The organism is Bacillus sp. LJBV19, assembly GCF_017797845.1.
Classification (GTDB): domain Bacteria; phylum Bacillota; class Bacilli; order Bacillales; family Bacillaceae; genus Bacillus; species Bacillus velezensis.
On record NZ_CP072563.1, the window covers coordinates 108,061 to 129,864 of the forward strand.

Sequence of the window (21,804 nt, forward strand, 5' to 3'; positions counted from 1 at the left end):
AGATGGAAAAAGAGAAAAAAGGGGCGAAACAAGAGCTTGACCTGTCTGCAATTCTGCAGTTCGTTGCACCGGGCACCCCGCTCAGAGCCGGGATAGAGAATGTACTTCGGGCAAATACAGGCGGCCTGATTGTTGTCGGATACAATGATAAGGTAAAGCAAGTCGTCGATGGCGGTTTTCATATTAATACATCATTTGCGCCCGCTCACTTATACGAGCTGGCCAAAATGGACGGTGCCATTATTTTAAGTGATTCCGGCCAGAAAATTCTTTATGCGAATACGCAGCTTATGCCGGAAGCGACCATTTCTTCTTCAGAAACGGGAATGAGGCACCGTACGGCGGAACGGGTGGCGAAGCAGACAGGCTGTCTCGTCATTGCCATTTCTGAGCGCAGAAATGTCATTACGTTATATCAGGACAGCATGAAGTACACACTAAAGGACATAGGTTTTATTTTAACAAAGGCAAATCAGGCCATTCAAACGCTTGAGAAGTATAAAACCATTTTAGACAAAACGATTACGGCTTTAAACGCATTAGAGTTTGAGGAGCTTGTGACATTCAGTGACGTGCTGTCCGTCATGCATCGGTATGAAATGGTGCTCCGAATAAAAAATGAAATCAATATGTATATTAAAGAACTCGGAACGGAAGGCCACTTAATCCGTCTGCAGGTGATTGAACTGATTACGGACATGGAAGAAGAGGCGGCACTTTTCATCAAAGACTATGTCAAAGAAAAAATCAAAGATCCGTTCGTGCTGTTAAAAGAGCTTCAGGATATGTCCAGCTATGATCTGCTTGATGATTCCATCCTGTTTAAGCTGCTTGGATATCCGGCTTCTACGAATCTTGATGATTATGTGCTCCCGAGAGGATACAGGCTGCTGAACAAAATCCCGCGTCTGCCGATGCCGATTGTTGAAAATGTGGTTGAGGCGTTCGGATTTTTGCCAAGCATAACGGAAGCCACAGTTGAAGAGCTTGATGATGTCGAAGGTATCGGCGAAGTGCGCGCCCAAAAAATCAAAAAAGGCTTAAAACGCCTTCAGGAAAAACACTATATAGATAGACAGCTTTAAGAATCGCTTAAACCTGTCGGAATCCGGGTATATTATTGTTAGTTTTTGTTTATTCTGAATTTGTAGGCTCTGACAGTCTGCTGAAAAAATGCTACTTAAAAGGAGGTGGAGGTATGTTAAAACGAATAGTTCAGGCGTTCTTCATTATTGTGGGCGGCGTTGTCGGTATCTTTTTAATACCTGAATTGTTTGTGCTGTCAAATATACAGGACATACCTTTAATAACAAACGCATATACGTCTGCTGCAATTGGTGCTATTATCTTTTTTCTCATCAGTATATGGACGACAGAATATGTGATTAATTGGGTAAAATGGATTGAAGATTCTTTGCTGAGAGCTCCGGTGCCGGATCTGTTATTCGGGAGTCTCGGATTGGTTTTTGGACTTATCATCGCATATCTCATTGTAAACGTGATTCCGCTGGACAATATTCCGTACCGTATATTCAGCACCATCATTCCGGTCTTTCTGGCTTTCTTTCTCGGTTACCTGGGCTTCCAAGTCGGATTTAAGAAAAAGGATGAACTGATCAGTCTTTTCTCCATTTCTGCAAGAATGCAGAAGAAAAAGGGAAGTGCTGATGAGGAGCAGGAGGAACAGGATAAAAGGCTGAAAATCTTGGATACAAGTGTTATTATTGATGGGAGAATTGCAGATATTTGTCAGACGGGCTTTTTAGAAGGCGTCATTGTCATTCCTCAATTTGTGCTGGAGGAATTACAGCATATCGCTGATTCTTCAGATGTTTTAAAACGTAACAGAGGACGCCGCGGACTGGATATCTTGAATCGCATTCAAAAGGAACTGGATATTACGGTTGAAATTTATGAAGGCGACTTCGAAGACATTCAGGAGGTTGACAGCAAGCTTGTCAAACTTGCGAAGCTGACATCCGGCGTCGTTGTGACGAATGATTTTAATTTAAATAAAGTATGTGAGCTTCAGAAGGTTGCGGTACTGAATATTAATGACCTTGCAAACGCGGTGAAGCCGGTTGTGCTTCCGGGCGAAGAGATGAATGTGCAGGTGATTAAGGACGGGAAAGAGCATAATCAAGGTGTGGCTTACTTGGATGACGGGACGATGATTGTTGTGGAAGAAGGCCGCAATTATATAGGGAAACATATTGATGTGCTCGTAACCAGCGTACTGCAGACAGCGGCGGGACGAATGATTTTTGCCAAGCCCAAGCTGCTTGAGAAAGCTCTTTAAGAGGGAGTTAATATGGAGTATGTTGTCGTTATTCCGGCTGCCGGACAAGGAAAACGGATGAAGGCCGGGAAAAATAAGCTGTTCATCAGCTTAAAAGGTGCGCCTGTAATTATACACACACTGCGGGTTTTTGAAAGCCACGCACCCTGTCAGAAAATAATCCTGGTGATAAACGAGAGTGAACGGGAAGATTTTCGCCAGCTGCTGGCCCAATTTCCGATTCAGACGGAAATTGAGCTTGTTACCGGAGGTGCGGAGCGTCAGCACAGTGTATACGAAGGACTGAAAGTGATTGATAAGGAATCGGTCGTCCTTGTTCATGACGGAGCGCGCCCGTTTGTCACACATCAGCATATCGATAAGCTCGTTGAAACAGCAGAGGAGGCGGGAGCGGCTGTCCTGGCTGTTCCTGTGAAAGACACGATAAAACGGGCGGAAGGCTCCCGGGTTGCGGAGACCTTTGATCGTTCAAGCTTGTGGGCCGTTCAAACGCCGCAGGCTTTTCGTCTTTCTTTATTGAAGACGGCGCATATGGAAGCGGAAAACAAAGGCTTCTTAGGGACGGATGACGCCAGCCTCGTCGAGCGTCTTGATGGATATCAGGTGAGTATCGTTGAAGGCAGCTATACCAATATTAAGCTGACAACGCCGGATGATCTGATATCCGCGGAAGCAATCATGAAAGCGGAAAGTGGGAATCATAATGTTTAGAATCGGACAAGGATTTGATGTGCATCAATTAACGGAAGGCCGTCCTCTCATCATCGGCGGAATTGAAATTCCTTATGAAAAAGGGCTGCTCGGACATTCAGATGCTGATGTATTGCTGCATACAGTCGCAGACGCGTGTCTCGGAGCGGCAGGTGAAGGAGATATCGGCAAGCATTTCCCGGATACTGATCCGGAATTCAAAGATGCGGATTCTTTTAAGCTGCTTCAGCATGTCTGGAACATTGTTAAAGAAAAAGGATACGTACTCGGAAATATAGACTGCACGATTATTGCGCAAAAGCCGAAAATGGCGCCGCATATTGATGCTATGAGAAAACGGATAGCGGAAGGCCTTGAGGCGGACGTTTCTCAAGTAAACGTAAAAGCGACGACGACAGAAAAGCTCGGGTTTACCGGAAGAGCCGAAGGAATTGCCGCTCAGGCAACCGTTCTGATCCAAAAAGCCTGATCATTGTTTTGATGCCCGGTCTATTTGGTGGTAGAATAGATACATATATTCGGCTAGAGGCTACAGACGAGATGAAAGGAAGTATTTGAACATGGGAAATGAAGTACGCGTTCGTTATGCACCGAGTCCGACCGGACATTTGCATATCGGTAACGCCAGAACGGCGCTTTTTAACTATTTATTTGCCCGCAGCCAAGGCGGAAAGTTTATTATCCGGATTGAGGATACGGACAAAAAGCGAAATATTGAAGGCGGAGAGCAAAGCCAGCTCAACTATTTGAAATGGCTCGGCATGGACTGGGATGAAAGTGTGGATGTCGGCGGAGAATACGGCCCGTACCGCCAGTCTGAGCGTAACGACATTTACAAAGAGTACTATGAAGAGCTTCTTGAAAAAGGGCTAGCTTATAAATGTTTCTGTACGGAAGAAGAACTTGAGAAAGAACGTGAAGAGCAAATCGCCCGCGGGGAAATGCCGCGCTATTCCGGCAAACACAGAAACCTGACTCAAAAAGAGCAGGAGCAGTTTTTAGCCGAAGGCAGACAGCCGAGCATCCGTTTCCGCGTGCCGGAAGGGAAAATCATCGCATTTAACGATATCGTAAAAGGCGAGATTTCTTTTGAATCAGACGGCATCGGCGACTTTGTCATCGTCAAAAAAGACGGAACACCGACGTATAACTTTGCTGTCGCGATTGACGATTACTTAATGAAAATGACGCACGTGCTCCGCGGTGAGGATCACATTTCAAATACACCGAAACAGATCATGATTTTCCAGGCATTCGGCTGGGATGTTCCTGTCTTCGGACATATGACGCTTATCGTAAACGAAAGCCGCAAAAAATTAAGTAAACGTGATGAATCAATTATCCAGTTTATTGAGCAGTATGATGAGCTGGGTTACCTGCCTGAAGCGCTGTTTAACTTTATCGGACTTCTCGGCTGGTCTCCCGTCGGTGAAGATGAGCTTTTCACAAGAGAACAATTTATTGAAATTTTTGATGTAAATCGTTTGTCTAAGTCACCGGCTCTGTTTGATATGCATAAACTGAAATGGGTCAACAACCAATACGTCAAAGCGCTGGATCTTGATCAAGTTGTTGAGCTGACCCTGCCGCACCTGCAAAAAGCAGGAAAAGTCGGCACTGAGCTTTCTGCCGAAGAGCAGGAATGGGTTCGTAAATTAATCTCTCTTTACCATGAGCAATTGAGCTACGGCGCTGAAATTGTCGAGCTGACTGATTTGTTCTTTAAAGATGAGATCGAGTATAATCAAGAGGCAAAAGCCGTTCTGGAAGAAGAACAGGTGCCTGAAGTGCTCAGCGTATTTGCTGCGAAGCTTGAAGAGCTTGAAGAATTTACGCCTGAGCTGATCAAAGCCTCAATCAAGGCTGTTCAGAAAGAAACAGGCCATAAAGGCAAAAAGCTGTTCATGCCGATTCGTGTAGCGGTTACCGGTCAGACACACGGTCCGGAGCTTCCGCAGGCCATTGAGCTGATCGGCAGAGAAACAGCCGTAAGACGCCTGAAAAGCATTTAAATATACGATTGTTGACAGGGAAGAGTATAAAACAATGACCATTACAGAAAGAATCTTCATCGGCTGAGAGAGATTCATGCGTCATGTTTTAGAAGTGCGCCCTTAAGACCTTTGAAGAACATTTCTGCGGAAATCAGTATTTAAAGGCGGCCGCCGCCGTTACCGGCTTTTAAGTTGGGAAAACAGTGACTTGTTTTTCAAACAGAGTGGAACCGCGCGGTAAAAGCGTCTCTGTCATGTTTACATGCAGAGGCGCTTTTTTTATAGGCGGAAAAACAGACTGGAGCGGGGAGAGAATGGGGGGAAGCATGTGTTTTTTAAAATGCTAAAAGAAGACATAGATACAGTGTTCGATCAAGATCCGGCAGCAAGAAGCTATTTCGAAGTTGTTTTAACTTATTCTGGTTTACATGCTATATGGGCGCATCGGATTGCACATGCTTTATATAAACGGAGATTTTTCTTCCTGGCGCGCCTGATATCACAGATTGCCCGTTTCTTTACCGGAATTGAAATCCATCCCGGCGCGACCATCGGGAGAAGGTTTTTCATTGACCACGGTATGGGGGTCGTCATAGGGGAAACATGTGAAATCGGCAATAACGTGACGGTATTCCAAGGCGTCACTCTCGGGGGAACGGGAAAAGAAAAGGGGAAGCGGCATCCGACCATAAAAGATGATGCTTTAATTGCAACCGGAGCGAAGGTGCTCGGCTCTATTACGGTCGGGCAGGGTTCTAAAGTAGGGGCCGGCTCCGTTGTGCTTCGTGATGTTCCCGACTTTTCGACCGTTGTCGGCATACCGGGGAAAGTCGTCATTCAGAACGGAAGAAAAATCAAACGCGATCTCAATCACCAAGACTTGCCCGATCCGGTTGCTGACCGGTTTAGAGCATTGGAGCAGCAGATTTTTGAACTGCAGGCTGAACTGGAAGATAAAAAAGAAAGGATCAACCAAAAATGACCATTACACTTTATAATACATTGACACGGAAAAAGGAAACATTCGTTCCTCTTGAGGAAGGCAAAGTAAAAATGTACGTGTGCGGACCGACTGTATACAACTATATTCATATCGGAAACGCACGTCCGGCGATTGTGTATGATACCGTACGCAACTATTTGGAGTATAAAGGATACGATGTTCAATACGTATCGAATTTCACCGATGTTGACGACAAACTGATTAAGGCGGCCAACGAGCTCGGCGAGGACGTCCCGACCGTTTCTGAGCGGTTCATTAAAGCGTATTTTGAAGACGTGGGCGCCCTCGGATGTCGGAAAGCGGATCTTCACCCCCGGGTCATGGAAAACATGGACGCCATTATTGAATTTGTCAGCGAGCTGATTAAAAAAGGCTACGCTTATGAATCAGAAGGCGACGTCTATTTCAAAACAAGGGCCTTCGAAGGCTACGGCAAGCTATCTCAGCAATCAATTGATGAACTCAGATCAGGCGCGCGTATCCGTGTCGGCGAGAAGAAAGATGATGCGCTGGACTTTGCTCTTTGGAAAGCTGCTAAGGACGGAGAAATTTCATGGGATAGCCCTTGGGGAAAAGGCCGCCCGGGCTGGCATATTGAATGCTCCGCAATGGTGAAAAAGTATTTGGGTGACGAAATCGATATTCATGCCGGCGGTCAGGACCTGACATTCCCGCACCATGAAAACGAAATCGCCCAATCTGAAGCATTAACAGGCAAGACATTCGCAAAATACTGGCTTCACAACGGATATATCAATATCGATAATGAGAAAATGTCAAAATCTCTCGGCAACTTTGTTTTGGTGCACGATATCATTAAGCAATATGACCCGCAGCTTTTGAGATTTTTCATGCTGTCCGTTCATTACCGCCACCCGATCAACTATTCGGAAGAGCTGCTTGAGAAAACAAAAAACGCGTTTAACCGCCTGAAGACGGCCTACAGTAATTTAAACCATCGTTTGATTAGCAGCACGAATCTGACTGACAATGATGAGGAATGGCTCGCTAAAATCGAAGAGCACCGCACTGCGTTTGAAGAAGCAATGGATGATGATTTTAATACGGCGAATGCGATTTCCGTTTGGTTTGATCTGGCGAAGCTCGCCAATTACTACATGCAGGAAGACAATACGGCGGATCACGTCATTAAAGCCTTTATCAGCATGTTTGACAGAATCGGATCTGTTCTCGGACTTACGCTCGGCGAAGAAGAGCTTGTCGACGAAGAGATTGAAGAGTTGATTGAGAAGAGAAATGAAGCCCGCCGCAATCGCGATTTTGCTTTGTCAGACCAGATTCGCGATCAGCTGAAAAGCATGAATATCATTCTTGAAGATACGGCCCAGGGAACTCGCTGGAAGCGGGGAGAGTAAGCGGATGCTTCAATTTGAACAAATCAAAGATTCAAAGCAGTTAAACGGTCTTGCGCTTGCTTATATGGGTGATGCCATTTTTGAAATATACGTCCGGCATCACCTGCTTAAGCAGGGCTTTACGAAACCGAATGACCTTCATAAGAAGGCGAGCCGGATTGTATCGGCAAAATCACAGGCAGACATATTGTTCCGCCTTCAGGACGAATCCTTTTTCACGGAGGAAGAGGAAGCCGTGCTGAGAAGAGGCAGAAACGCGAAATCAGGGACGACGCCTAAAAACACAGATGTACAGACGTACCGCCATAGTACAGCTTTTGAGGCTTTACTCGGATACCTTTTTCTTGAGAAAAGAGAAGAAAGACTGAATCAGCTGATTGCTGAGGCTATACAAGTCGGGACGTCAGGGAGGAAAACAAATGAGTCAGCAACATGATTACGTCATAGGAAAAAACGCTGTGATTGAGACGTTAAAGTCAGATCGCAAGCTGTATAAGTTATGGATGGCGGAAAACACAGTAAAAGGACAGGCGCAGCAAGTTATGGAGCTTGCTAAAAAGCGCGGCGTCACCATTCAATTTGTACCGAGGAAAAAACTCGATCAGATGGTTGAGGGGCAGCATCAGGGTGTTGTCGCCCAGGTGGCGGCATATGAATATGCACAATTAGACGAATTATATAAAAGAGCGGAAGAGAGAAACGAACAGCCTTTCTTTCTCATATTGGACGAGCTGGAAGACCCTCATAATCTCGGTTCCATCATGAGAACGGCTGACGCTGTCGGTGCACACGGCATCGTGATTCCGAAACGCAGAGCGGTCGGACTGACTTCGACGGTCGCAAAAGCTTCGACCGGTGCGATTGAACACATTCCCGTCGTGAAGGTGACCAACCTTGCCCGGACACTTGATGAAATGAAGGAGCGGGGGATTTGGGTCGTCGGAACGGATGCATCCGCCCGGGAAGACTACCGCTCTATGGACGGCAAGATGCCTTTGGCGCTCGTTATCGGAAGCGAAGGCAGAGGAATGGGCCGGCTTGTGAAAGAGAAATGTGATTTTCTCATTAAGCTTCCGATGGCCGGAAAAGTCACGTCTCTGAATGCGTCGGTAGCGGCCGGCCTTCTCATGTATGAAGTCTACCGGAAGCGCAATCCTTTAGGGGAATGAAGACAGATGGACATCCTGTTAGTAGACGGATACAACATGATTGGAGCTTGGCCGCAGCTAAAGGATTTAAAAGCGAACAGTTTTGAAGAAGCGAGAGATGTACTGATCCAGAAGATGGCGGAATATCAGTCCTACACGGGAATCAGAGTCATTGTGGTGTTTGACGCACATCTGGTAAAAGGCATAGAGAAAAAACAAACGAATCACAGAGTCGAAGTGATTTTCACACGGGAGAATGAGACGGCGGATGAGCGGATCGAGAAGCTTGCCCAGGCGCTGAATAATATTGCGACACAGATTCATGTCGCAACCTCCGATTATACGGAGCAGTGGGCGATTTTCGGACAAGGGGCTCTCCGTAAATCCGCCCGGGAGCTCCTGAGGGAAGTGGATACGATAGAACGCCGGATTCAAAGGCGGGTTTCAAAGATCACTTCTGAAAAACCACCGGGTAAAATCGAGCTGTCCGAAGAGGTTTTGAAAACGTTTGAAAAGTGGCGCCGAGGCGGTCTGGATTAGGTTGACGCTTTTTCGCCCATTAATGTATAATATTTCTATCTACGTGCGCCGGGGGGATCGCAGTGAATCTACAGAACAGCAAGGGAAAGTTCAACAAAGTGCAATTTTGCCAGTTGGAGGACGAGCAGGTCATTGAAAAGGTTCATGTTGGGGATAGTGATGCGTTAGATTACTTGATTACGAAGTACCGTAATTTTGTACGGGCGAAAGCAAGGTCTTATTTTTTAATAGGGGCCGACAGAGAAGATATTGTACAGGAAGGGATGATAGGCTTATATAAGTCTATCCGAGACTTTAGAGAGGACAAGCTCACTTCATTTAAAGCTTTTGCAGAATTATGCATTACCCGCCAGATTATTACCGCAATAAAGACAGCTACCCGTCAGAAACACATTCCTTTAAATTCCTATGTTTCTTTAGACAAACCTATTTTTGATGAAGAATCTGACAGAACACTGCTTGATGTCATTTCAGGCGCTAAAACGTTAAATCCTGAAGAGATGATTATTAATCAGGAAGAATTTGATGATATCGAAATGAAAATGGGAGAACTGCTGAGCGATCTGGAGAGAAAGGTGCTTGTTCTGTACTTGGACGGAAGAAGTTACCAAGAGATTTCAGATGACTTAAACCGACACGTAAAATCAATCGATAATGCCCTGCAGCGCGTGAAGCGCAAGCTTGAAAAGTATTTAGAAATAAGAGAGATCAGCCTGTAGCAGGTTTCTGTGTCATATTGACAGAATTTTTCTGACTGTGCTATTTTATTAAGATAAATGAATGTTTAGGAAAAGGTGTAACGACATGAGAAAAAAGATTACGCTGGCATGCAAAACATGCGGAAATCGTAATTATACGACAATGAAAAGCTCTGCATCAGCGGCTGAGCGGTTAGAAGTTAAGAAGTACTGCAGCACTTGCAATTCACATACAGCTCATTTAGAAACAAAATAGTGTTCGCTTTTTAAATTGTGGAGGTCTTTTACATGCGCATGATGAGTTTCTTTAAAGATGTTGGGAAAGAAATGAAAAAGGTTAGCTGGCCTAAAGGCAAAGAGTTAACGCGCTATACGATCACGGTGATTTCAACGGTTATCTTTTTTGTTATCTTTTTTGCCCTCCTTGATACAGGAATTTCTCAATTAATTCGTTTAATAGTTGAATAATGATCAGCAATACGTGCTATAATAGATCATAATATCGTTTGCCAAAACCCGTTCAGCGGGTTTTTTATTGTGTTGTTGAAAAAAGGATTCATAGGCCCTGAGCCTATTTTTTGTTTTACACTTCATTTTTAAATGCGGGGAGGGAAGGACTGCAGAGTCCTGATAGAATGGAAAAGAATTGGTATGTTGTTCATACGTATTCCGGTTATGAAAACAAAGTAAAAGCGAACCTTGAAAAACGTGTGGAATCAATGGGAATGCAGGATAAAATTTTCCGCGTTGTCGTCCCTGAAGAAGAAGAGACTGATATTAAGAACGGCAAGAAAAAAGTAGTCAAAAAGAAAGTGTTCCCGGGTTATGTGCTTGTTGAAATCGTCATGACTGATGATTCCTGGTATGTGGTCCGCAACACGCCGGGCGTTACCGGATTCGTCGGATCAGCCGGTTCAGGCTCAAAGCCGACTCCGCTTCTTCCTGGCGAAGCAGAAACCATCTTAAAGCGGATGGGCATGGATGAGCGGAAAACCGACATTGATTTTGAATTGAATGAGACAGTCAAAGTCATAGACGGACCTTTCGCCAACTTTACAGGATCAATTGAAGAGATTGATTATGATAAGAGCAAAGTGAAAGTATTCGTTAACATGTTCGGCCGTGAAACGCCGGTTGAACTGGAATTTACCCAGATCGACAAATTGTAATGTGAAAAAACTTGAAATTGCTATATATTAATGATAATATAGCAAAGGTACGTCTTGGACTAATCCAAGGCAGCTAGCTTGATATTTCGTCATTCATATAAAGAATGAAACCTTGAGTGGGAGGGTTTACCCTATTACCACATCACGGACTTAAGGAGGTGTGTCTCGTGGCTAAAAAAGTAGTAAAAGTTGTAAAATTGCAAATTCCTGCTGGAAAAGCTAACCCAGCGCCGCCAGTTGGACCTGCACTAGGTCAAGCCGGTGTAAATATCATGGGATTCTGTAAGGAGTTTAACGCTCGTACAGCTGACCAAGCTGGTTTAATCATTCCTGTTGAAATTTCGGTTTACGAAGACCGTTCATTTACATTTATTACAAAAACTCCGCCTGCTGCAGTATTGCTTAAAAAAGCAGCTGGAATTGAGTCTGGTTCTGGTGAACCAAACCGTAATAAAGTGGCAACCGTTAAGCGCGATAAGGTTCGCGAAATCGCTGAAACGAAAATGCCTGACTTAAACGCAGCAGACGTTGAAGCGGCAATGCGCATGGTTGAAGGTACTGCCCGCAGTATGGGTATCGTTATCGAGGATTAATTTGTTTCTTGTCGGGTTGCGAGTTTTCACAAGTTCGCAACCCTTATTCGTGGGAGGTTATTCCGCTATAACCACATAAGGAGGAAATTTTAAAATGGCTAAAAAAGGTAAAAAGTACGTTGAAGCTGCGAAGCTTGTAGACCGTGCGAAAGCTTACGACGTCGCTGAAGCAGTGGCGCTTACTAAAAAAACAAACACAGCTAAATTCGACGCTACAGTTGAAGTTGCTTTTCGTTTAGGGGTTGACCCTCGTAAAAACGATCAGCAAATCCGCGGTGCAGTTGTACTTCCTAACGGAACTGGTAAAACTCAGCGCGTGCTTGTATTCGCTAAAGGCGAAAAAGCAAAAGAAGCTGAAGCTGCCGGTGCAGACTACGTAGGCGATTCTGATTACATCGCGAAAATCCAGCAAGGCTGGTTCGAATTCGATGTAATCGTTGCGACTCCTGACATGATGGGTGAAGTCGGTAAAATCGGCCGTGTGCTTGGACCAAAAGGTCTTATGCCAAACCCTAAAACAGGAACTGTTACATTCGAAGTGGAAAAAGCAATCGGCGAAATCAAAGCTGGTAAAGTAGAATACCGCGTTGACAAAGCTGGTAACATCCATGTTCCGATCGGAAAAGTTTCTTTCGAGGATGAAAAACTTGTTGAGAACTTCACAACAATGTATGATACAATCCTGAAAGCAAAACCGGCTGCGGCTAAAGGTGTTTACGTGAAAAACGTTGCCGTTACTTCTACTATGGGCCCTGGTGTCAAAGTAGACGCTTCTACTTTCAACGTAAAATAATATTTGACTTTAGATCAGCATTCTGATATGATTCAAAATGTTGTAAAATATAATATGTCATTTATACCGTAGACAGCAGGGGCCGTTGAGGCTTAATATCCTGCCGAGGTGTATATATATCACAGCTATTACGTTACGTATGCTTGTATATACAGCCTCCATGTCCACATGGAGGCTTTTTATATGAAATCGTCGTCACAGTCGTGATCACCTAGCGGTATAAGTGTTACACAAAATCTACAGGAGGTGTAACCATGAGCAGCGCAATTGATACAAAAAAAGTTGTTGTTGAAGAGATTGCTTCTAAACTGAAAGAAAGCAAATCAACGATCATCGTTGACTACCGCGGACTTAACGTTTCTGAAGTAACTGAACTCCGTAAACAGCTTCGCGAAGCTAACGTAGAGTTCAAAGTGTACAAAAACACAATGACTCGCCGTGCGGTTGAACAAGCTGAACTTGATGGTTTGAATGATGTCTTAACTGGACCGAATGCGATCGCATTCAGTACTGAAGATGTTGTCGCTCCGGCAAAAGTTCTTAACGAGTTCGCGAAGAATCACGAAGCTCTGGAAATCAAAGCGGGCGTTATCGAAGGAAAAGTATCTTCTGTTGAAGAAGTGAAAGCTCTTGCTGAACTTCCTTCACGCGATGGCTTACTTTCTATGTTGCTTAGCGTACTTCAAGCTCCAGTTCGCAACCTTGCACTTGCAGCTAAAGCAGTTGCAGAACAAAAGGAAGAACAAGGCGCTTAATCTAATTTTACCCTAAAATAAAACAAATGGAGGAATTTCAAATGGCTTTAAATATCGAAGAAATCATTGCTTCCGTTAAAGAAGCAACTGTACTTGAATTGAACGACCTAGTAAAAGCAATCGAAGAAGAATTTGGCGTAACTGCTGCTGCTCCTGTAGCTGTAGCTGGCGGAGCTGCTGCTGGCGGAGCTGCTGAAGAGCAAAGCGAATTCGACCTTATCCTTGCTGGTGCAGGTTCTCAGAAAATCAAAGTTATCAAAGTTGTTCGTGAAATCACTGGTCTTGGCTTGAAAGAAGCTAAAGAACTTGTTGACAACACTCCAAAACCACTTAAAGAAGGTATTGCGAAAGAAGAAGCTGAAGAGCTTAAAGCTAAACTTGAAGAAGTTGGCGCTTCTGTAGAAGTTAAGTAATCTTCACTTGCCTGTAGGGGAAGCTCGCTTTTATGAGGCGGGCTTTTTCTTTGCTTTTCTTTAAGTGCCATTAAAAAAGGAGGTTCTAATAATGAGTGAACACTATTATTCAGAAAAACCTTCAGTTAAAAGCGATAAACAGACATGGTCATTTACACTGCGGAACAGATCTTATACATTCACAAGTGACAGCGGCGTTTTCTCGAAAAAGGAAGTTGATTTCGGTTCGCGTGTCTTAATTGAAGCGTTTGAAGAGCCGGAGATCGATGGTGACTTCCTGGATGCAGGCTGCGGTTACGGCCCGATCGGTTTGTCACTCGCCGGTGCATTTACAGACCGCACCGTGCACATGATTGACGTGAATGAAAGAGCCGTAGAGCTGTCAAATGAAAATGCAGAAAAAAACGGAATAAAAAACGTTCGGATTTATCAGAGTGATTTATTTTCAAATATTGATTCTGCTCAAACATTTGCTTCTATTATTACAAACCCCCCAATCCGCGCCGGAAAAAAAGTTGTCCATGCCATTTTTGAAAAAAGCGCTGAGCATTTAAGGGCTTCAGGTGAATTGTGGATCGTTATACAGAAAAAACAGGGCGGGCCTTCTGCCATTGAAAAACTGAAGGAGCTTTTTGACGAAGTTTCTGTGGTTCAAAAAAAGAAAGGCTATTATATCATAAAAGCAAAAAAAGTTTGACTTGAATTTTCAGCTATGTTAATATTGTAAAATGCCAATGTATATATTTTGCATGATATGCTGAAATAATCATAGTGCATGTATAAATTATACAAACATGGAAATGCTAATAAAATCGGTATTTGTTTTTGGATGTGGTTTTCTTAATTAGAAACCCTTTTTTCTTTTGTCTTGTAAAAGTATTTCTTTATCGTAAGAGATGCTTATTACACATATAATACGCATGATTTGAGGGGTGAATCAGTTGACAGGTCAACTAGTTCAGTATGGACGACACCGCCAGCGCAGAAGCTATGCTCGCATTAGCGAAGTGTTAGAATTACCAAATCTCATTGAAATTCAAACCTCTTCTTATCAGTGGTTTCTTGATGAGGGTCTTAGAGAGATGTTTCAAGACATATCACCAATTGAGGATTTCACTGGTAACCTCTCTCTTGAGTTCATTGACTACAGTTTAGGAGATCCTAAGTATCCCGTTGAAGAGTCAAAAGAACGTGATGTGACTTACTCAGCTCCGCTGAGAGTGAAGGTTCGTTTAATTAACAAAGAAACTGGAGAGGTAAAAGACCAGGATGTCTTCATGGGTGATTTCCCTATTATGACAGATACCGGTACTTTTATCATCAACGGTGCAGAACGTGTTATCGTATCTCAGCTTGTTCGGTCTCCAAGTGTATATTTCAGTGGTAAAGTAGACAAAAACGGTAAAAAAGGTTTTACCGCGACTGTCATTCCAAACCGTGGCGCATGGTTAGAATACGAAACTGATGCGAAAGATGTTGTGTATGTCCGCATTGATCGCACACGTAAGTTGCCGGTTACGGTTCTTTTGCGTGCTCTCGGCTTCGGTTCCGACCAAGAGATTCTCGATCTCATTGGTGAGAACGAATATCTCCGCAATACACTGGATAAGGACAACACTGAAAACAGTGACAAAGCGCTTCTTGAAATCTATGAGCGCCTTCGTCCCGGAGAGCCGCCTACAGTAGAAAACGCAAAAAGCTTGCTGGATTCCCGTTTCTTCGATCCGAAGCGATACGACCTTGCGAATGTAGGACGCTATAAAATTAATAAAAAGCTTCATATCAAGAACCGCCTGTTTAACCAGCGACTTGCAGAAACACTGGTGGATCCGGAAACCGGTGAAATTCTCGCTGAAAAAGGGCAGATTCTTGACAGAAGAACACTTGATAAAGTACTGCCATACTTAGAAAATGGAATCGGCTTCAGAAAACTTTATCCTAACGGCGGCGTCGTCGAGGATGAAGTGATGCTTCAATCCATTAAAATCTATGCTCCTACCGATGCAGAAGGAGAGCAGACGATCAATGTGATCGGCAATGCTTACATCGAAGAGGCGATTAAAAACATTACGCCTGCTGATATTATTTCTTCTATCAGCTACTTCTTCAACCTCCTGCACGGAGTGGGCGACACTGATGATATCGACCATCTCGGAAACCGCCGTCTGCGTTCTGTAGGTGAGCTCCTGCAAAACCAATTCCGTATCGGTTTAAGCCGGATGGAACGTGTCGTACGTGAAAGAATGTCTATTCAAGACACAAATACAATCACGCCGCAGCAGCTGATTAACATCAGACCTGTTATTGCGTCTATTAAAGAGTTCTTCGGAAGCTCACAGCTTTCTCAATTCATGGATCAGACGAACCCGCTTGCTGAATTGACGCACAAACGCCGTCTGTCAGCTCTCGGACCGGGCGGTTTGACACGTGAGCGCGCAGGTATGGAAGTACGTGACGTTCACTACTCTCACTATGGCCGTATGTGTCCGATTGAAACGCCTGAGGGCCCGAACATCGGTTTGATCAACTCATTGTCATCATTTGCGAAAGTAAACCGCTTTGGTTTCATTGAGACGCCATACCGCCGCGTTGATCCTGAAACAGGAAAAGTAACGCCTAGAATCGACTACCTGACTGCTGATGAAGAGGATAACTATGTCGTAGCCCAAGCGAATGCTAAGCTGAGCGATGACGGTTCTTTCTTGGATGACAGCATCGTAGCGCGTTTCAGAGGGGAAAACACCGTTGTAGCCCGCAACCGCGTGGATTACATGGACGTATCTCCTAAACAGGTTGTTTCTGCTGCGACAGCATGTATTCCGTTCTTGGAAAACGATGACTCGAACCGCGCCCTCATGGGAGCGAACATGCAGCGTCAGGCTGTGCCTTTGATGCAGCCGGAAGCTCCGATCGTCGGAACGGGTATGGAATACGTATCCGGTAAAGACTCCGGTGCAGCCGTTATTTGTAAACACCCTGGTATCGTTGAACGGGTGGAAGCGAAAAACGTATGGGTGCGCCGCTATGAAGAAATTGACGGCCAAAAAGTAAAAGGCAACCTGGATAAGTACAGCTTGCTGAAATTTGTCCGCTCCAACCAAGGTACGTGCTACAACCAGCGTCCGATCGTCAGTGTCGGCGATGAAGTAGTCAAAGGAGAAATCCTTGCTGACGGACCTTCAATGGAGCTTGGTGAACTTGCTCTCGGCCGCAACGTAATGGTCGGCTTCATGACATGGGATGGTTACAACTATGAGGATGCCATCATCATGAGTGAACGCCTTGTGAAAGATGATGTATACACATCTATTCACATTGAAGAATATGAATCAGAAGCACGTGATACAAAGCTTGGGCCGGAAGAGATCACCCGCGATATTCCAAACGTAGGGGAAGACGCGCTCCGCAATCTTGATGACCGCGGAATTATCCGTATCGGTGCGGAAGTCAACGACGGAGACCTTCTCGTAGGTAAAGTAACGCCTAAAGGTGTAACTGAGCTTACGGCTGAAGAACGCCTTCTGCATGCGATCTTTGGAGAAAAAGCGCGTGAAGTCCGTGATACTTCTCTCCGTGTGCCTCACGGCGGCGGCGGAATTATCCACGACGTAAAAGTCTTCAACCGTGAAGACGGCGACGAACTTCCTCCGGGAGTGAACCAGCTTGTACGCGTATATATCGTTCAGAAACGTAAGATTTCTGAAGGTGATAAAATGGCCGGACGTCACGGAAACAAAGGGGTTATCTCGAAGATTCTTCCTGAAGAAGATATGCCTTACCTTCCTGACGGCACGCCGATCGATATCATGCTTAACCCGCTGGGTGTACCATCACGTATGAATATCGGTCAGGTATTAGAACTTCACATGGGTATGGCTGCCCGCTACCTCGGCATTCACATCGCGTCACCTGTATTTGACGGCGCGCGTGAAGAAGATGTGTGGGAAACACTTGAAGAAGCAGGCATGTCAAGAGACGCTAAAACAGTTCTTTATGACGGCCGTACGGGAGAACCGTTCGACAACCGTGTATCAGTCGGAATCATGTACATGATCAAACTGGCGCACATGGTTGATGATAAACTTCATGCCCGTTCTACAGGTCCTTACTCACTTGTTACGCAGCAGCCTCTCGGCGGTAAAGCCCAATTCGGCGGACAGCGTTTCGGTGAGATGGAGGTTTGGGCGCTTGAAGCTTACGGCGCAGCTTACACGCTTCAAGAAATCCTGACTGTGAAGTCCGATGACGTGGTCGGACGTGTGAAAACATATGAAGCCATCGTCAAAGGCGACAATGTTCCAGAGCCTGGTGTTCCGGAATCATTCAAAGTATTGATCAAAGAGCTTCAAAGCTTAGGTATGGACGTGAAAATCCTTTCAGGCGATGAAGAAGAAATAGAAATGAGAGATCTAGAAGACGAGGAAGATGCGAAACAGGCTGACGGCCTTGCATTATCAGGTGATGAAGCGCCGGAAGAAACAGCATCTTCAGACGTTGAACGTGACGCAGTAACGAAAGAATAGTCTCTGATTGATAAAGGCAAGTGACATCGGTTAATCCGAAGATAAAAAGGGAGGTAGGCCCCTTGCTAGATGTGAACAATTTTGAGTATATGAACATCGGTCTTGCTTCACCGGATAAAATCCGTTCATGGTCTTTTGGTGAAGTGAAAAAGCCTGAAACGATAAACTATCGTACATTGAAACCTGAAAAGGACGGCCTGTTCTGCGAACGCATTTTCGGACCGACTAAGGACTGGGAATGTCATTGCGGCAAGTACAAGCGGGTTCGTTATAAAGGCGTAGTTTGTGACCGTTGCGGAGTTGAAGTAACGCGGGCTAAAGTCCGTCGTGAGAGAATGGGGCATATTGAACTGGCTGCCCCGGTTTCTCACATTTGGTATTTCAAAGGTATTCCGAGCCGTATGGGTCTTGTATTGGATATGTCACCGCGTGCGCTGGAAGAAGTTATTTACTTTGCTTCTTACGTCGTAACTGACCCGGCCAATACACCGCTCGAAAAGAAACAGCTTTTATCTGAAAAGGAATACCGTGCGTATCTGGATAAGTACGGAAATAAATTCCAAGCCTCTATGGGTGCGGAAGCCATTAATAAACTTCTGCAGGACATCGACCTTGTCAAAGAAGTTGATATGTTAAAAGAAGAGCTGAAGACTTCTCAAGGACAGCGCCGTACACGTGCGATCAAACGCCTTGAAGTGCTTGAAGCCTTCCGTAATTCAGGAAACAAGCCGTCTTGGATGATCCTCGACGTGCTTCCGGTTATTCCGCCTGAATTAAGACCGATGGTTCAGCTTGACGGCGGACGTTTCGCAACGTCTGACCTGAACGACCTTTACCGTCGTGTCATCAACCGTAATAACCGTTTAAAACGTCTGTTAGACCTCGGCGCGCCAAGCATCATCGTTCAGAACGAAAAACGTATGCTTCAGGAAGCAGTCGATGCTCTGATTGACAACGGACGACGCGGCCGTCCGGTTACCGGACCGGGTAACCGTCCGCTTAAATCTCTTTCTCACATGCTGAAAGGGAAACAAGGGCGTTTCCGTCAGAACCTTCTCGGTAAACGTGTAGACTACTCAGGACGTTCCGTTATCGTCGTAGGTCCGCATCTGAAAATGTATCAGTGCGGTTTGCCGAAGGAAATGGCGCTTGAGCTCTTCAAGCCTTTCGTCATGAAAGAGCTTGTTGAAAAAGGCCTTGCTCACAATATCAAGAGCGCAAAACGCAAAATCGAACGCGTGCAGCCTGAAGTATGGGACGTACTTGAATCTGTCATTAAGGAGCATCCGGTCTTACTGAACCGTGCCCCTACTCTTCACAGATTAGGTATCCAGGCTTTCGAACCGACGCTTGTTGAAGGACGCGCCATCCGTCTTCACCCGTTAGTATGTACAGCTTATAACGCTGACTTTGACGGTGACCAAATGGCGGTTCACGTACCTTTATCAGCTGAGGCTCAAGCTGAAGCACGTATTCTGATGCTTGCAGCCCAAAACATCTTGAACCCTAAAGATGGTAAACCGGTTGTTACGCCGTCTCAGGATATGGTATTAGGAAACTACTACCTGACGCTTGAGCGCGCCGGAGCAGTCGGCGAGGGTATGGTCTTCAAGAATACAGACGAAGCGCTTCTTGCTTATCAAAACGGTTATGTTCACCTTCATACGAGAGTAGCTGTTGCAGCGAACTCCCTTAAGAATGTGACATTTACTGAAGAACAGCGTTCAAAATTGTTAATTACAACTGTCGGTAAGCTCGTCTTCAATGAAATTCTTCCGGAATCATTCCCTTACATGAATGAACCAACGAAGAGCAACATTGAAGAGAAGACACCTGACCGTTTCTTCTTAGATAAAGGTGCTGACGTAAAAGCTGTGATTGCTGAGCAGCCGATCAACGCACCGTTTAAAAAAGGCATTCTCGGTAAAATCATCGCGGAAATCTTTAAACGATTCCATATCACGGAAACGTCTAAAATGCTTGACCGCATGAAAAACCTCGGTTTCAGATATTCAACGAAAGCCGGCATCACAGTAGGGGTTTCTGATATCGTCGTTCTCGATGACAAACAGGAAATCCTTGAAGAAGCACAAAGCAAAGTTGATAATGTCCTGAAACAGTTCAGACGCGGTTTAATCACCGAAGAAGAACGTTATGAAAGAGTCATTTCAATTTGGAGTTCAGCGAAAGATGTTATCCAAGGCAAACTGATGAAATCATTAGACGAAGTCAACCCGATCTACATGATGAGTGACTCAGGAGCCCGTGGTAATGCATCTAACTTTACACAGCTTGCGGGTATGCGCGGTCTGATGGCCAACCCGGCTGGACGAATCATTGAATTGCCGATTAAATCAAGTTTCCGTGAAGGTCTGACAGTATTGGAGTACTTTATCTCCACTCACGGTGCGCGTAAAGGTCTTGCCGATACCGCCCTGAAAACAGCTGACTCAGGTTACCTTACACGCCGTCTTGTTGATGTTGCGCAGGATGTTATCATTCGTGAAACAGATTGCGGAACAGACCGCGGTATTCTTGCAAAACCGCTCAAAGAAGGCACGGAAATCATCGAGCGTCTGGAAGAGCGTCTGATCGGACGTTTCGCCAGAAAACAGATCAAACATCCTGAAACGGGTGCTGTGCTCATTAACGAAAATGAATTGATCGATGAAGATAAAGCGCTGGAAATCGTTGAAGCCGGAATCGAAGAAGTGTGGATCCGTTCCGCGTTCACATGTAACACTCCTCATGGTGTATGTAAACGATGCTACGGACGTAACCTTGCAACCGGAACTGATGTTGAAGTCGGTGAAGCAGTAGGTATTATCGCCGCTCAATCTATCGGTGAGCCTGGAACACAGTTAACGATGCGTACGTTCCACACAGGCGGGGTTGCCGGAGACGATATCACACAAGGTCTTCCGCGTATCCAGGAGCTTTTCGAAGCGCGTAATCCGAAAGGTCAAGCGACGATTTCTGAAATTGACGGTACAATTGCCGAAATCAATGAAGTACGCGACAAACAGCAGGAGATTGTTGTTCAGGGCGCTGTTGAGACACGTTCATACACGGCACCTTACAACTCACGCCTGAAAGTGGCTGAGGGTGATCAGATTACCCGCGGTCAAGTGCTGACAGAAGGTTCTATCGATCCGAAAGAACTTCTTAAAGTCACTGACCTGACAACGGTTCAGGAATATCTTCTGCATGAGGTTCAGAAGGTTTACCGTATGCAGGGGGTTGAAATCGGCGATAAACACGTAGAAGTAATGGTTCGCCAGATGCTTCGCAAAGTCCGTGTGATCGATGCCGGAGATACTGATGTTCTCCCTGGCACATTGCTTGATATTCACCAATTCACAGAAGCGAACAAAAAAGTGCTGCTTGAAGGCAATCGACCTGCTACAGGACGTCCTGTCCTTCTCGGTATCACGAAAGCTTCACTCGAGACGGATTCATTCTTGTCTGCCGCATCATTCCAAGAAACAACACGCGTTCTTACTGATGCTGCGATTAAAGGCAAGCGCGATGAACTTCTCGGCCTGAAAGAGAATGTTATCATCGGTAAACTGGTTCCGGCCGGTACCGGTATGATGAATTACAGAAAAGTAAAACCTGTTTCAAACGTTCAGCCTTCGGAAGATATGGTTCCGGCTGAATAACAGAAACTGCTGCAGGAAAGGCTGTTTCGACAGCTTTTCCTCAGTATTACAATTATTCTGGCGGGGGACTGCACTAAAAAATGTCATACGTTGTTGACATCCGTCCCGCAGAGTGATAATATAACCA

The 21,804-nt window shown here is 45.2% G+C and carries 21 protein-coding genes and 2 other annotated features; all 21 genes read left to right on the forward strand.

What is annotated here, in order from left to right; all coding sequences use genetic code 11:
- Positions 1 to 2: 2 nt before the first annotated feature.
- The 21 genes from disA (at position 3) to rpoC (ending at position 21,677) form a co-directional block, all read left to right on the forward strand.
- A complete protein-coding gene (disA, locus tag J6600_RS00590) occupies positions 3 to 1,085 on the forward strand; it encodes a DNA integrity scanning diadenylate cyclase DisA (RefSeq protein ID WP_003156401.1) in 1,083 nt (360 codons plus the stop codon).
- A gap of 113 nt (positions 1,086 to 1,198) precedes the next feature.
- Positions 1,199 to 2,299 (forward strand): PIN/TRAM domain-containing protein, encoded by a 1,101-nt coding sequence (locus J6600_RS00595; protein WP_003156403.1) that lies wholly within the window; start codon positions 1,199 to 1,201, stop codon positions 2,297 to 2,299.
- Positions 2,300 to 2,311: 12 nt separating this feature from the next.
- Positions 2,312 to 3,010 (forward strand): 2-C-methyl-D-erythritol 4-phosphate cytidylyltransferase, encoded by a 699-nt coding sequence (gene ispD, locus J6600_RS00600; RefSeq protein WP_017419469.1) that lies wholly within the window; start codon positions 2,312 to 2,314, stop codon positions 3,008 to 3,010.
- On the forward strand, positions 3,003 to 3,479 hold the full coding sequence (gene ispF / locus J6600_RS00605) for a 2-C-methyl-D-erythritol 2,4-cyclodiphosphate synthase (protein WP_003156407.1): 477 nt from the start codon (positions 3,003 to 3,005) through the stop codon (positions 3,477 to 3,479). The genes ispD and ispF overlap by 8 nt, the downstream gene beginning before the upstream one ends.
- 91 nt (positions 3,480 to 3,570) lie before the next feature.
- Positions 3,571 to 5,022 (forward strand): glutamate--tRNA ligase, encoded by a 1,452-nt coding sequence (gene gltX, locus J6600_RS00610; RefSeq protein WP_209387819.1) that lies wholly within the window; start codon positions 3,571 to 3,573, stop codon positions 5,020 to 5,022.
- Between the two features lie 2 nt (positions 5,023 to 5,024).
- Positions 5,025 to 5,258: a binding site (T-box leader), on the forward strand.
- Positions 5,259 to 5,332: 74 nt separating this feature from the next.
- Positions 5,333 to 5,986, forward strand: a complete 654-nt coding sequence (gene cysE, locus J6600_RS00615) for a serine O-acetyltransferase (protein ID WP_003156410.1) — start codon at positions 5,333 to 5,335, stop codon at positions 5,984 to 5,986.
- Positions 5,983 to 7,383 (forward strand): cysteine--tRNA ligase, encoded by a 1,401-nt coding sequence (gene cysS / locus J6600_RS00620; RefSeq protein WP_022552483.1) that lies wholly within the window; start codon positions 5,983 to 5,985, stop codon positions 7,381 to 7,383. Before cysE ends, cysS begins: the two co-directional genes overlap by 4 nt.
- 4 nt (positions 7,384 to 7,387) lie before the next feature.
- Positions 7,388 to 7,819 carry a Mini-ribonuclease 3 gene (locus tag J6600_RS00625; RefSeq protein WP_003156412.1) on the forward strand — a complete coding sequence of 144 codons (432 nt, stop codon included), beginning with the start codon at positions 7,388 to 7,390 and terminating at the stop codon, positions 7,817 to 7,819.
- Positions 7,803 to 8,552, forward strand: a complete 750-nt coding sequence (rlmB, locus tag J6600_RS00630) for a 23S rRNA (guanosine(2251)-2'-O)-methyltransferase RlmB (protein ID WP_003156413.1) — start codon at positions 7,803 to 7,805, stop codon at positions 8,550 to 8,552. Before J6600_RS00625 ends, rlmB begins: the two co-directional genes overlap by 17 nt.
- Positions 8,553 to 8,558: 6 nt before the next feature.
- Positions 8,559 to 9,071 (forward strand): ribosome-dependent mRNA decay endonuclease Rae1/YacP, encoded by a 513-nt coding sequence (rae1, locus tag J6600_RS00635; RefSeq protein ID WP_003156414.1) that lies wholly within the window; start codon positions 8,559 to 8,561, stop codon positions 9,069 to 9,071.
- Positions 9,072 to 9,133: 62 nt separating this feature from the next.
- Positions 9,134 to 9,790 carry an RNA polymerase sporulation sigma factor SigH gene (gene sigH / locus J6600_RS00640; protein WP_003156415.1) on the forward strand — a complete coding sequence of 219 codons (657 nt, stop codon included), beginning with the start codon at positions 9,134 to 9,136 and terminating at the stop codon, positions 9,788 to 9,790.
- Between the two features lie 85 nt (positions 9,791 to 9,875).
- Positions 9,876 to 10,025, forward strand: a complete 150-nt coding sequence (rpmG, locus tag J6600_RS00645) for a 50S ribosomal protein L33 (protein ID WP_003156421.1) — start codon at positions 9,876 to 9,878, stop codon at positions 10,023 to 10,025.
- Between the two features lie 32 nt (positions 10,026 to 10,057).
- Positions 10,058 to 10,237 carry a preprotein translocase subunit SecE gene (gene secE / locus J6600_RS00650; RefSeq protein WP_003156422.1) on the forward strand — a complete coding sequence of 60 codons (180 nt, stop codon included), beginning with the start codon at positions 10,058 to 10,060 and terminating at the stop codon, positions 10,235 to 10,237.
- A gap of 167 nt (positions 10,238 to 10,404) precedes the next feature.
- Positions 10,405 to 10,938: a transcription termination/antitermination protein NusG gene (gene nusG / locus J6600_RS00655; protein ID WP_003156423.1), complete on the forward strand. Its 534-nt coding sequence runs from the start codon at positions 10,405 to 10,407 to the stop codon at positions 10,936 to 10,938.
- A 167-nt stretch (positions 10,939 to 11,105) separates the two neighbouring features.
- Positions 11,106 to 11,531 (forward strand): 50S ribosomal protein L11, encoded by a 426-nt coding sequence (gene rplK / locus J6600_RS00660; protein ID WP_003156430.1) that lies wholly within the window; start codon positions 11,106 to 11,108, stop codon positions 11,529 to 11,531.
- Between the two features lie 94 nt (positions 11,532 to 11,625).
- Positions 11,626 to 12,324 carry a 50S ribosomal protein L1 gene (gene rplA, locus J6600_RS00665; protein ID WP_003156431.1) on the forward strand — a complete coding sequence of 233 codons (699 nt, stop codon included), beginning with the start codon at positions 11,626 to 11,628 and terminating at the stop codon, positions 12,322 to 12,324.
- 48 nt (positions 12,325 to 12,372) lie between these two features.
- Positions 12,373 to 12,515 (forward strand) — a sequence feature (ribosomal protein L10 leader region).
- Positions 12,516 to 12,578: 63 nt separating this feature from the next.
- On the forward strand, positions 12,579 to 13,079 hold the full coding sequence (gene rplJ / locus J6600_RS00670) for a 50S ribosomal protein L10 (protein WP_014416746.1): 501 nt from the start codon (positions 12,579 to 12,581) through the stop codon (positions 13,077 to 13,079).
- A 41-nt stretch (positions 13,080 to 13,120) separates the two neighbouring features.
- A complete protein-coding gene (gene rplL, locus J6600_RS00675) occupies positions 13,121 to 13,492 on the forward strand; it encodes a 50S ribosomal protein L7/L12 (RefSeq protein ID WP_003156436.1) in 372 nt (123 codons plus the stop codon).
- A gap of 91 nt (positions 13,493 to 13,583) precedes the next feature.
- The gene (locus tag J6600_RS00680; protein ID WP_015388780.1) at positions 13,584 to 14,189 is read left to right on the forward strand and encodes a class I SAM-dependent methyltransferase; all 606 of its coding nucleotides are present in this window, start codon (positions 13,584 to 13,586) and stop codon (positions 14,187 to 14,189) included.
- 244 nt (positions 14,190 to 14,433) lie between these two features.
- The gene (rpoB, locus tag J6600_RS00685; RefSeq protein WP_209387820.1) at positions 14,434 to 18,015 is read left to right on the forward strand and encodes a DNA-directed RNA polymerase subunit beta; all 3,582 of its coding nucleotides are present in this window, start codon (positions 14,434 to 14,436) and stop codon (positions 18,013 to 18,015) included.
- A 62-nt stretch (positions 18,016 to 18,077) separates the two neighbouring features.
- Positions 18,078 to 21,677, forward strand: coding sequence for a DNA-directed RNA polymerase subunit beta' (gene rpoC / locus J6600_RS00690; protein ID WP_007410398.1), 3,600 nt, complete (start codon positions 18,078 to 18,080; stop codon positions 21,675 to 21,677).
- The last annotated feature ends 127 nt before the right edge of the window (positions 21,678 to 21,804 follow it).

What these genes read in the sequence shown, in the direction of transcription:
- disA (WP_003156401.1), top strand. Translation starts at nt 3, where the DNA reads ATGGAAAAAGAGAAAAAAGGGGCGAAACAAGAGCTTGACCTGTCTGCA.
- J6600_RS00595 (WP_003156403.1), top strand. Translation starts at nt 1,199, where the DNA reads ATGTTAAAACGAATAGTTCAGGCGTTCTTCATTATTGTGGGCGGCGTT.
- ispD (WP_017419469.1), top strand. Translation starts at nt 2,312, where the DNA reads ATGGAGTATGTTGTCGTTATTCCGGCTGCCGGACAAGGAAAACGGATG.
- ispF (WP_003156407.1), top strand. Translation starts at nt 3,003, where the DNA reads ATGTTTAGAATCGGACAAGGATTTGATGTGCATCAATTAACGGAAGGC.
- gltX (WP_209387819.1), top strand. Translation starts at nt 3,571, where the DNA reads ATGGGAAATGAAGTACGCGTTCGTTATGCACCGAGTCCGACCGGACAT.
- cysS (WP_022552483.1), top strand. Translation starts at nt 5,983, where the DNA reads ATGACCATTACACTTTATAATACATTGACACGGAAAAAGGAAACATTC.
- J6600_RS00625 (WP_003156412.1), top strand. Translation starts at nt 7,388, where the DNA reads ATGCTTCAATTTGAACAAATCAAAGATTCAAAGCAGTTAAACGGTCTT.
- rlmB (WP_003156413.1), top strand. Translation starts at nt 7,803, where the DNA reads ATGAGTCAGCAACATGATTACGTCATAGGAAAAAACGCTGTGATTGAG.
- rae1 (WP_003156414.1), top strand. Translation starts at nt 8,559, where the DNA reads ATGGACATCCTGTTAGTAGACGGATACAACATGATTGGAGCTTGGCCG.
- rpmG (WP_003156421.1), top strand. Translation starts at nt 9,876, where the DNA reads ATGAGAAAAAAGATTACGCTGGCATGCAAAACATGCGGAAATCGTAAT.
- secE (WP_003156422.1), top strand. Translation starts at nt 10,058, where the DNA reads ATGCGCATGATGAGTTTCTTTAAAGATGTTGGGAAAGAAATGAAAAAG.
- nusG (WP_003156423.1), top strand. Translation starts at nt 10,405, where the DNA reads ATGGAAAAGAATTGGTATGTTGTTCATACGTATTCCGGTTATGAAAAC.
- rplA (WP_003156431.1), top strand. Translation starts at nt 11,626, where the DNA reads ATGGCTAAAAAAGGTAAAAAGTACGTTGAAGCTGCGAAGCTTGTAGAC.
- rplJ (WP_014416746.1), top strand. Translation starts at nt 12,579, where the DNA reads ATGAGCAGCGCAATTGATACAAAAAAAGTTGTTGTTGAAGAGATTGCT.
- rplL (WP_003156436.1), top strand. Translation starts at nt 13,121, where the DNA reads ATGGCTTTAAATATCGAAGAAATCATTGCTTCCGTTAAAGAAGCAACT.
- J6600_RS00680 (WP_015388780.1), top strand. Translation starts at nt 13,584, where the DNA reads ATGAGTGAACACTATTATTCAGAAAAACCTTCAGTTAAAAGCGATAAA.